This is a genomic window from Vibrio sp. 10N.261.55.A7 (assembly GCF_002877365.1).
Classification (GTDB): Bacteria; Pseudomonadota; Gammaproteobacteria; order Enterobacterales; family Vibrionaceae; genus Vibrio.
Map to the genome: position 1 here is coordinate 36066 of NZ_MCWZ01000301.1, position 11238 is coordinate 47303.

The 11238-nt window shown below is 45.0% G+C and carries 10 protein-coding genes; 3 read left to right on the top strand and 7 right to left on the bottom strand.

Annotated features, from left to right (window positions below):
* The first annotated feature begins 67 nt into the window (after positions 1 to 67).
* Complete coding sequence (locus BCU12_RS17450; protein ID WP_102405526.1) at positions 68 to 703, top strand: TetR/AcrR family transcriptional regulator; 636 nt, start codon at positions 68 to 70, stop codon at positions 701 to 703.
* A 51-nt stretch (positions 704 to 754) separates the two neighbouring features.
* The gene (locus BCU12_RS17455) at positions 755 to 1711 is read left to right on the top strand and encodes an acetyltransferase (protein ID WP_102405527.1); all 957 of its coding nucleotides are present in this window, start codon (positions 755 to 757) and stop codon (positions 1709 to 1711) included.
* Between the two features lie 16 nt (positions 1712 to 1727).
* Here the strand turns inward: BCU12_RS17455 and BCU12_RS17460 are convergent, their stop codons facing one another.
* The 6 genes from BCU12_RS17460 to rsgA form a co-directional block, all read right to left on the bottom strand.
* Complete coding sequence (locus BCU12_RS17460; protein ID WP_102405528.1) at positions 1728 to 2867, bottom strand: murein hydrolase activator EnvC; 1140 nt, start codon at positions 2865 to 2867, stop codon at positions 1728 to 1730.
* Between the two features lie 196 nt (positions 2868 to 3063).
* A complete protein-coding gene (gpmM, locus tag BCU12_RS17465; protein WP_102405529.1) occupies positions 3064 to 4596 on the bottom strand; it encodes a 2,3-bisphosphoglycerate-independent phosphoglycerate mutase in 1533 nt (510 codons plus the stop codon).
* A gap of 160 nt (positions 4597 to 4756) precedes the next feature.
* A complete protein-coding gene (locus BCU12_RS17470) occupies positions 4757 to 5644 on the bottom strand; it encodes a DMT family transporter (protein ID WP_102405530.1) in 888 nt (295 codons plus the stop codon).
* A gap of 135 nt (positions 5645 to 5779) precedes the next feature.
* Positions 5780 to 7195 (bottom strand): SLC13 family permease, encoded by a 1416-nt coding sequence (locus tag BCU12_RS17475; protein WP_102405531.1) that lies wholly within the window; start codon positions 7193 to 7195, stop codon positions 5780 to 5782.
* Positions 7196 to 7375: 180 nt separating this feature from the next.
* Positions 7376 to 8278, bottom strand: coding sequence for an archaetidylserine decarboxylase (gene asd, locus BCU12_RS17480; protein WP_102405532.1), 903 nt, complete (start codon positions 8276 to 8278; stop codon positions 7376 to 7378).
* A 109-nt stretch (positions 8279 to 8387) separates the two neighbouring features.
* Positions 8388 to 9443: a small ribosomal subunit biogenesis GTPase RsgA gene (gene rsgA, locus BCU12_RS17485; protein WP_102405533.1), complete on the bottom strand. Its 1056-nt coding sequence runs from the start codon at positions 9441 to 9443 to the stop codon at positions 8388 to 8390.
* A 146-nt stretch (positions 9444 to 9589) separates the two neighbouring features.
* On the opposite strand from rsgA, the gene orn reads away from it, so the two are divergent.
* Entirely contained in the window at positions 9590 to 10135 is a 546-nt protein-coding gene (orn, locus tag BCU12_RS17490; protein ID WP_102405534.1) for an oligoribonuclease, read from the top strand.
* A gap of 72 nt (positions 10136 to 10207) precedes the next feature.
* On the opposite strand, the gene BCU12_RS17495 is transcribed toward orn, so the two are convergent.
* Entirely contained in the window at positions 10208 to 10921 is a 714-nt protein-coding gene (locus BCU12_RS17495; RefSeq protein ID WP_102405535.1) for a hypothetical protein, read from the bottom strand.
* Positions 10922 to 11238 lie beyond the last annotated feature (317 nt).

Below are 11238 nucleotides of genomic sequence, written 5' to 3' on the forward strand. Positions count from 1 at the left end.
GCTTTTTTGTTATGAGATACACTTGGCGCTATACTGACTCGATTGACTGAAAGGATACGGGCAATAAATGAAAACTCGCGATAAAATTGTACATGCAGCACTAGAGTTATTTAATGAGCATGGAGAGCGCAATATAACGACCAACCATATTGCTGCACATATAGACATTAGCCCGGGTAATCTCTATTACCATTTTCGGAACAAGCAGGAAATTGTTCACGATATTTTCACGCTTTATTCTGAAGAACTACTCGAGCGATTCACACCAATTCAAGGGCAGCAAGAGAGCTTAGTTATGCTCAAGCACTACCTTGATTCCATTTTTACTTTGATGTGGAAGTACCGTTTTTTCTACGCCAATTTGCCTGAAATTCTCCAACGTGATACCAAATTGCACGATGACTACATTCAAGTTCAAGACAAACTGCAAAGTAATCTCATCAATATAATGAAAGCCTTTGTAGAGCTTGACCTTCTGGTCGTTGACGAGGTAGAAATGAAGCCACTCGTTACGACGTTGCATCTTATTGCAAGCTCATGGCTAGGTTATCAATCAGCGATGTCACCTAACTCAAAGATCACTGAACAAGTGGTTCTTCAGGGAATGCTGCAAATGATCGCGGTGGTGAAACCCAAAGCCACTGATCTTGGGCTAGAGCAATTGCAGTTGCTCGAAGATGGCGTTAAAGCGATTCACGCATAGGTTTTTCTATTACTTTTCACCAGAAGTTAGGTGGTTTTTTCAAGGTTTTTTATGCATTACGATGTTTTTAATGGCGATGCTGACGGTATCATCGCTTTGCTTCAATTACGTTTAGCTGAGCCGCGCACATCAGAGTTAGTTACGGGTGTTAAGCGTGATATAAAATTAGTTGAAAAGGTAGATTTGTCTGCACAAGACTCAATGGCCGTACTCGATATTTCAATGGCTAAAAACATGGATGGTTTGGTCGCCGCCCTAGAGCTTGGTGTTGATGTTTTTTATGCGGATCACCATCAGTCAGGGGACATTCCTAGTCATCCAGCTTTAGACGCAAATATTGATCTTGATGCCAATACATGTACGGCTTTGATTATTGATAAGCTCTTGAAAGGTCAGTACCACCTATGGGCAATAACGGCGGCTTATGGGGATAACCTTTTAGCGGTAGCGAGTAAGCTAGCCTATAAACAAGGCTTATCGAGTGAGCAGAAAGATCAATTGAAAGAGCTCGGCACACTCATTAATTACAACGGGTACGGAGCTAAAGTGGAAGATCTTCACTATCATCCGGCTGATTTGTATCGAGCATTAGTTGCGTATTCGTCACCGTTTGATGTGATTGCTGATGAGGCGTCGCCTTTTTACAAGTTACAGCATGCGTACCAAGAAGATATGAACAAAGCGCTGGCCATTGATGCCCAGTATCGAAGCGATAAGCTAGGGCTTTTTGAATTACCCAACAGTGCGGCCTCTCGTCGAATTAGTGGTGTTTATGGCAATATGCTAGCGAATCAAGATCCTGATTCGGCTCATGCTGTCTTAACTGAAAATGCTGATGGTACGTATACGGTCTCACTACGAGCGCCACTGAATAACAAGCAAGGCGCTAGTGATATTTGTGGGCAATTTGCCACAGGTGGCGGTCGAGCGGCAGCAGCAGGAATCAATGCGTTGGATAAATCAGAGGTTGAGACGTTTATTCAGGCTGTGGAAACGGCTTACGCTTAATTTACGACTGAATGGACTATCGAGTCAGCCAAGATTTAGGGTTCTGCGTCTTACTGTTACGGCGCAGTTCAAAGTAGAGGGAAGGGCGGCTTTGCCCTCCAGTGTCACCCGCTAAGGCGATAGTTTCTCCGGCTGCAATCTTATCGCCTTCTTTCTTCAGCAGCGTTTGATTGAAGCCATACAAGGTCATATCTCCCTTTCCATGGTCGAGCAGAACAACGAGACCGTACCCTCTCAAATATTCAGCAAAAACCACCGTACCTGGGTAGACTGCTTTAATAGCCTGACCGTATTTCGCGTCAATAACAATACCGCTCCAGTTACTTTGACCCGACTGTTTAGAGCCGTAGCTGTGCAGCAGTTTGCCCTTCAAAGGCCAAGGCAGCTTGCCTTTTTGCTTAGAAAGCCCATCCATAGGTACCGCATTACGTTTCGCGGCTTTGGCTATCTCAGCTTTTAAGCGAGTTTCATTCCGCTGCAGTTCTGAAAGGTAAACCTTGTCACTCGAGATACTTTTCTTAATCTGACTAACGGTTTGACTTCTATTACCTTGCTCTTTTTTGAGGCTATTGCGTTTCTTTGTCTGCTGATCGAGAAGTTGTGCGATTTGCTGCTTTTCTAGCTGGAGCTGCTCTAGGCTTCGGTCAAGATCCAATTGCGTTGACTCAAGTGAGGCTATTGTTTCAGCGCGTTCTTTAGCTAAATGCTGGAAGTACTGACTAATGCGATCTTCGTCGGCGCCATTATTAAGTATGTTACTTGCTGAGCGTGCGCGCTGAGTGACGTAATAGGTCTTGATAAGTTCAGCTAAGGTGTCGCTGAGATCTGTTTTTTGTTTCTTAAGTGCTAACACTTGAGAGTCAATTCTCGATATGTTGGCATTGGAGGTCGCTAGTGATTTTTTGGTATCACGAATCTGGTTTTCAAGCTCATTGATGCTGAGTTCTTGCTTTTTTAGGGCACCTTGGAGATTGTTGAGTTTCTTTTGTTGGCTAGAGACAGAGTTCTGTTGGCGGGATATTTCATTCTTAACCCCTTTTAACTCGTTGGAAGATGAGGCATGGCCGAGGTTGGTGAAGCTAAGCACTAGCGCTGTCACTATGATTTGAAAACCAATATGATTTTTAAGTGATAACGCAGATAAGAACTTCGCCATAGAGAATCGGATCCATCGATTAAATTAAGGGCTTAGTATACCCAAAGAAAATTATGAGAAGAAAGGACTATGTTCAAAGTTGCAGTCTAGCTATTGTTTCCGCATCTTTGATGTTGTGCTGGATAAAAGAGTCAAAAAAGCCCCAATCAACATTGGGGCTTAATTATTTGTATCAGCGAGACAGGAAATTATTCACTTACTTAGTGAGTATTTCACCGGTCATTTCTGCTGGAATCTCTAGGCCAACAAGGTCAAGCATGGTTGGTGCAAGATCTGACAGTTTACCGTTTTGCTTGAATTCAAACTCTTTACCACCTACGTAGATAAGAGGAACCGGTAAATTGGTGTGTGCAGTGTGAGTGCCACCTGTTACTGGGTCTACCATCATTTCAGCGTTGCCGTGGTCTGCAGTGATAAGAAGTTGACCATCAACTTCTTTAATTGCCGCAACCACTTTAGCAACACATGAGTCTAATGCTTCAATTGCTTGTTCTGCAGCCTCGTAAATACCAGTGTGGCCAACCATATCGGCATTAGGGAAGTTACAGATGATCGTGTCGTACTTACCAGACTTAATAGCCACAACTAATTTGTCTGTCAGTTCTTCAGAACTCATTTCTGGTTGAAGGTCGTACGTTGCGACTTTTGGAGAAGCAACCAACTGACGTTCTTCACCGTCAAATTCGTTCTCAACACCACCGTTGAAGAAGAACGTCACGTGGGCGTATTTTTCAGTTTCTGAAATACGCAGTTGTGTTTGGCCTTTCTTCGATAACCATTCACCGTATGTGTTCTCTAAAGAAGCGGATGGGAATGCAGTTGCTAGTGGGATGTCTGCTGCGTATTGAGTCAGCATAACAAAGTTGATAGCTGGGAATACCGCACGCTCGAAACCATCAAATGCAGGGACGAAAGTACGAGTGATCTGACGAGCACGGTCAGCACGGTAGTTCATAAAGATGACTGCATCGCCATCAACGATTGCGGCATCTTCTTGATCTTCGGTTTTGATTGCGGTTGCTTTAACGAACTCATCGTTTTCGTCACGTGCGTATGCCGCTTCTAAGCCAGCAACCGCAGAGTCGAATGTGAATTCTGCTTTTGCTTGAGTGAGTAGATCGTAAGCAACTTGTACGCGGTCCCAGTTATTGTCACGGTCCATTGCGTAGTAACGACCAACGAGTGAAGCCACGCGGCCCTTACCTAGTTTAGCGAATAACTCATCAAAGCGTTTTAGTGAGTTTTCAGCGCTGCGTGGTGGTGTATCACGTCCATCTAGGAAGCAGTGCAGGTAGATCTTTTCAGCGCCGCGCGCAGCCGCCATTTCTACTGCAGCGTAGATGTGGTCTTCATGAGAGTGAACGCCACCTGGAGACATTAGGCCCATTAGGTGAACAGCTTTACCTGCTGAAACAGCTTGATCGATGGCTTCAACAAGCGCAGGTGTTTCAACGAACTCACCGTCTTGAATTGATTTCGTAATGCGAGTGAGATCTTGGTATACCACACGGCCAGCGCCGATGTTGGTGTGACCAACTTCTGAGTTACCCATTTGACCGTCAGGCAGGCCTACATCAAGACCGGAAGCCGAGATAAGAGTATTTGGGTTGTTTGCAATAAGCTCATCCATTACTGGCGTCTTTGCATTGTTGATTGCGTTGCTTGCGTTGTCTTCACGGTATCCCCAACCGTCAAGAATCACTAGAGCCATCGGCTTCTTAGCTGACATAGTTATAACCTCGTCAAAATTTAAAGTAACTTTCAAAACAAATTAGCGTAACTTTACTACATTTTACAGTGGTTGCAGTAGCTAAAGATCAATGATTCTTCCTATCGATACAATAAAGAGTTGCCTATTGATCAGATTTCTACCACAACTGAAAGTCAGTTTACTGAACCAAAATAGCGGTTCCAATGACGGCGACAATGGCGCCGATCCACGCGTAAATATTCGGGCGTTGTTTAGTATAGACCCACAAAATAGGCAGTAGCATGATTGGTGTGGTTGAAGATAACAGCGCGACCATACCGACATTCCCAGTTTGTAATGCAAATAAGATCAGGGTCATCCCTACGGCCATCGCGAGAAAGCCATTTACGGCGGTGATGGCGAAGATGTTCTTTGTCATAGGGTTGGTAGCTTTGGCTAACTTGGCACCAGAAAATAAAAACAGACTGTGTGCACAAAAAGCCGTGATCATACGAATGGCCGAAGCTGCAACCGGGTCAACGGATGTGATCATAATGGGTTTTGCAATGATACCGCCTAATGCCTGACAAAGAGCCGCGAGTAATCCTAATGCGATACCGATGGAAGCTTTTCCTTTTATATGGTCGAGAGTATTCTGATTTGCTCTTTTTCGGCCAAAGAAAATAGCAGTGATGACGCCAGAAAAGACCAGCAAAGAACCCACAAGTTCAGGCACATTCATGGTTTCGCTGAAAATAAAGTAGCCAAGGATGGCTGAGAAAACGGCGTGACAAGAAAAGAGCAACCCAGCTTGCCTAGGCCCCATTCGGTTTAAACAAGCAAACAAAGCCGTATCACCAATGAATATACCAATCAGCCCTGAAAGCATCATCGGTGTGATGTAGCTTGTTTCAATGGTTCCCCAGCCCCCGGTTATGAGTGCCATCACGGTGAGCATTACCGAGGTGCAGCCCATTCGCCATCGGCTGTAGGCGAAAGAACCAAGGTGTTGTGCTGGAGTCACCGAAAGTAAACTGGCCACCGCCCAGAGAAATGCTGCAGCGAGTGCAAGCCATTCAAATCCCACGAGACATCATCCTTGATTAAGTTGGGTAGAAGGGCACTCAATATGCCCGAATCTCCCTTTGATGCCTAGTGTTATGTGATACGAAGGATTGAATTCAGGGCATCCTTTCCATCGTACGGTGCGAGCATGTGATTGTTAAGTGAAAATCAACATAGCGATGTAGACAATGGACAGCCCAACGACGCCAAGAATGAGCCCCATTTTCGCCATGTCCTTACTTTCAATAAGCCCTGTCGAGTAAGCCAAGGAGTTTGGTGGTGTTGATACCGGAAGTATCATTCCTAGTGAGGCTGAAAACGCGACGACAACCAACAAGCCTTGCAAGCCACCAATAGCCGCAAGACTTTCCATAGAAGCCCCAATGGCTGCTGCGATCGGCATGAGCAGGTTAGCGGTTGCTGTATTTGACATAAAGTTAGCCATGAGCCAACACACGATAGAGAGCGTGAGCACTACGGCGACTGGAGATAAAGATTCATAATCAATGGCATGTGCGAGAGCGACCGCCAGCCCTGTTTTATCCAGTCCAATTCCAATCGCGATGCCACCGGCAACAAGCCACAGCACGTCCCAGTTAATCTGCTTGAGCTCTTCTTTACCCATGATGCCAGTTAACGTAAACACGGCGAGTGGGATGATGGAGACGACGTAGGTATTCATGCCATGCACTTTGGTTGTCATCCATAAAAGGATCGTCGCCCCAAATGTGGCGTAGACCGTGATAGCGCGCCAGCTTGTTTTAAACGAACCATTGAGCTTAAGTACCATCTTATCTTGCTGAGACGGAAACAGTTTTTGTAACAAAAACCAAGCGATAGTGAGCTGAATGATGACAAAAGGAAGCCCCATCATCATCCAAGAAAGAAAGTCGATGCTGTTCTCTTCGGTGAGGTATTGCAGAGCAATGGCATTGGGTGGCGTACCAATTGGAGTAGCAATGCCGCCCGTGTTGGCGGCAATAGGGATACACAGTACGAGTGCCTTGATGCCAATGTCCCCCTTCGGTGCAGATGCGACGATGGGGCCGAGCAGTGCGAGCATCATAACGGTTGTCGCCGTATTGGACATAAACATCGAGAACACCGCGGTGATCAGCATTAAACCGAGCATGATGAACCTTGGCTGAGTGCCAAATGGTTTGAGTAGAACACGCGCTAGGTTATTGTCGAGCTCGTACTTTGAGGCCGCGATAGCGAGTGCAAACCCGCCCATAAATAGAATGATAATGGGAGAGGAAAAGGCGCTAAATATATCGGTGTACTTGATTAATTCTCCTAGCTCATGACCTGTTGGTGGCTGACGAAAGATTGTCAGGCCTTTATCCGAGATCATGATCAGTTCAAGGGCAATGATCAAAATTGATGTTGCAAAGACCGGTACGGGCTCTAACACCCACAATAGCGCTGCGAGCAAGAAAATGGCCAAGAGTCGGTGCTGAATTAAAGTGAGATCATCGATAGGAATAAGGTCAATGGGAATGAATAATACGGCAAGCGGGATGATAAAGCAGATAAATAGCCTTACTAACGTCCCTTTATTCAGTGCTGACATGATGCAATTCCTACTGTAACTATTAACTCGAAATAGAATAAGCTAATTGATATTCAAGGACTTGGACGAGCGTTATAGTTTTGAGGAAAGGATGGAATTTATCGAGGTAGGTTTGTTTTTAGTCAAAAATGCCCTGCGTTGTAACAGGGCATTTTGTTTGAAATGTCTACGCTGAAGAGCTTATTCCGAAGCTGTGGTCTCTTCGCTCTGTTCTGTTGAATCTTCAGTGTTTATATGAGCGTATGGCGCACCCATACGAGTAGTAGCGGTCAGGCTCATTGAATCGTCAAAGCTTACTTTATTTTGAGCGAACAAGTTAATCACCGTTGAACCCAGCTTAAATCGACCCATCTCTTCGCCTTTCTTTAAGACGACGGCTTTATTTCCTTCTGAAGGGTAGCTCCAGCGATAAACCGTGTTGCCACGAGGCGGCGTTACCGTTCCAGCCCAAGTTAATTCAATACTGCCCACAATGGTTGCACCCACTAGAATCTGCGCCATTGGGCCAAACTCGGTATCGAAAATACACACTACGCGCTCATTGCGAGCAAACAGGTTTGGTATGTTCTCTGCGGTTAGTGGATTGACAGAATAGAGATCGCCCGGTACGTAAATCATTTGGCGAAGCACACCGTTACATGGCATGTGTACTCGGTGATAATCACTTGGGGAAAGGTACAGCGTCGCAAAGTCGCCGTCAGTAAATTCATCGGCCAATGCAGAGTCACCACCAAGGAGTTCAACAGCGGTGTAGTCGTGTCCTTTTGCTTGGATTAACTTGCCATCCACGATGGGACCAAACTGACTCACGCAAGCGTCGGCAGGGTGCGTGATGACTGACTCGCCTTCAGCGATTGGGCGAATCCCCTCTTTTAATTCACGAACGAAAAAGTCATTGAACGTGCTGAAGTGCTTCGGATCTGAGTGTAAGGCTTCATCCATGTTCACTTTGTATTGTTTTATAAATCCACGAATAATTGCGGTAGAGACACTGCCTAATCGAGCAGAGGCTAGCTTGCCGACTAAACGGGTTAGGGCATGTTTAGGAAGCCAGTGTTGCAGCTCAACTTTAATCTTATCCATTATGAAAGTTCCAATACGGTTAAATGTTCACTTAGGTTCTGGGCGCGAGATATTACTCAAATATGATTTCAATGTCAGTAACTGGACAATGTTTGCATACAAAAATGACTTAAAGATCCGCTTTTTTGTTGCGTGAGTATTGTCTGTTGGCTTTGTTTTCGACCATGCTCTCAATAATGCGATGATAGTTTTTAAAGCGAGTTCGGCTGATCTCGCCCTTTTCGACGGCTTCTTTGATAATACAACCTGGGTCGTCGTTGTGCTTACAGTCGCGGAACTTACAACCGCCGAGCAGAGGACGAAACTCAACAAAGGCTTCCGTCACTTCTTCGGCTTCAAGGTGCCATAGCCCAAACTCGCGAACACCTGGGGAATCAATAAGATTACCACCACTTGGAATATGGTAAAGGCGTGCTGCGGTCGTGGTATGTTGACCAAGGCCGGAGTTCGTAGAAACCGCGCCTTCTTCAATATGAAGTTCTGGCATTAGAGCGTTCACCAGGCTTGATTTACCCACGCCAGACTGACCAACAAAGATATTAATTCGCCCGCTGAGTTTTTCTTCTAATTCTTTAATGCCTTCTTTAGATTCTTTGCTGACGAATAAGACTTCGTAGCCAATACGCTTATATTCTTTCAGCTGCTCTCGATACTCTTCACGCTGCTGGTCATCAAGTAAATCGATTTTGTTCAGCACGATAAGTGGAGAAATTTGAACCGTTTCAGACGCAATAAGGTAGCGGTCAATGATGTTGAGCGAAAGCTCAGGCAGAACCGATGAAACAATGATCATTTGATCAACGTTGGCAGCCACTGGCTTTAAACCATCATAGTAATCAGGGCGAGTCAGTACCGACGTTCTTGGCTCTACGGCCTCTACGACACCAGAGATACCGGCCATTGATTCTAATCCAGCACGCCAAATGACCTTGTCGCCAGAGACAATACTCTCGATTCCTCGACGTAGGTTACAGCGATGAATTTCTTGGGTTTCGCTATCTTCAATATCCGCATGCTGACCAAAACGAGTAATAACCAACCCTGTTTTGGTTGCACCCAACATAGTTTCATCCCATTGAATGGAGTCTTCTTTGGTTAGGCGCTTTTTTTGGTTGCTACGAACTCGTCTTACTTGACCTTTCGTTAATTTTTTCTTCTTAGCCACAATGATGTCTTAATACGTGATTGATGATGCGATCTGCCCTCAGAAGTACTGATTTTTCAGCGAATGCGATTGATTCAAAACTATCTTGGGGATCCGTATTTGGGTATAGTACCTCTTTTATCCGTAAACAAATAGGCAACGCATTCATGTCCTTTAGCGATCAAAACTTAATTTGGGTCGATCTTGAGATGACGGGCTTAGACCCTGAAACACATAAGATCATCGAAATCGCCACTGTCGTCACTGATAGTGAACTGAATATTCTAGCTGAAGGTCCCGTTCTTGCTATCCATCAGGGAGAAGATGAGTTAGACAAAATGGATGAGTGGTGTACGACGACTCATACTGGAAGTGGGTTGGTTGAAAGAGTGCGTCAAAGCAGCGTTACGGAAGAGCAAGCGATTTCTCAAACGATTGAATTTCTAGAAAAATGGGTACCCAAAGGCAAATCACCAATATGTGGTAACAGCATCGGACAAGATCGTCGCTTTCTGTATAAACACATGCCCGATCTTGAACAGTATTTCCACTATCGATATATCGATGTCAGCACACTAAAAGAGCTGACGCGTCGTTGGAAGCCCGAAGTCTTGGATGGGTTCTCTAAGAGTGGCAGCCATCTGGCTTTGGATGATATCCGAGAGTCTATTGCAGAGCTTCAGTACTATCGAAAAACGATTATCTCTATCTAAGTCAGTGTGAGTTAAATTCAGAGCGAGTTAAATAATGCCAGCAGCGATGCTGGCATTTTTGTATCTACGCTTTTACGGGATAGGAATGAAGACGAATTGTGCGACGCCATGGACGACTTTGGTGATGCCACGATCTGTTTTATCCGCAACAATGAGCGCCATCATATCTTGTACGTTCGCCATTTTGGCAAATAGCCTATCGAAGCTCGTATCAAAGCCTGTCTCACTCAATCTATTGGAAAGAATGAGGAGATCGCCATTTGAATCTCTGCGGTGATAGAGTCGCCACACGAAGACTTCTATATTGCGAGCACTGTTGTATAGGGCTTGTTCATCCAAAGAGTCGAGTATGAAGAATTCTTGTTGATGGTTGTATGATCGTCGTAGCATCTCGGCGAGTCCGACAGTTGCGGCGAAGACTCTATCGCCTTCGAATGATTCATCAAAGCTCAAGAGAATGGCATCAATACTCGTTAATCCATTAAGCTCATCGAAGACCAATGAGGGAAGCGCCGTCTCATCTGGGGAGCCAAATATTTGTTCGATTCGTTGATCTACGGTCATCCCTGGGGATTTTTTTAGCTGCGATGGGTTTCTGACATAGAGTTTTCTGGTTAAGCGAATCATCATCGCTTTTTGCTGTCGGGCGTGTACGTCCATGACAAAGTCAATATCGCTTTTTCCTAAGTTGCGAATAGGTTTGGGAACTGAACCACAAGCAGAAAGAAGCAGACTTATTGTTATAGAGAAGATCATCGCTCTGAGGCTGGGCGGGAGCTGTGTCATTAACGTTCCTTCGATAATTACGCGCTGTGCATCCATGTACTGACTTAACTTATATCAAAGTTGAATCATCTTCTAACTATTCGTTATTCCGACAAAGAAAATAATGGCTTATCTCGCAATCTATTCTTTGCAAAAGCGAGAATAAGCCACTTATTGTATGGCTATGATAGGGAATTGTGCAGATTGTGAGTGGTTTTTGAGCAGGCAGAAAAAAAAACGCATTTATTTTAAAGAATGACTTGCATCACAAGTAAATGCTCTTATAATTCGCATCCCTAAACAGCGGAAACGTTGTTAAAGCGATACTAGCTCAGTTG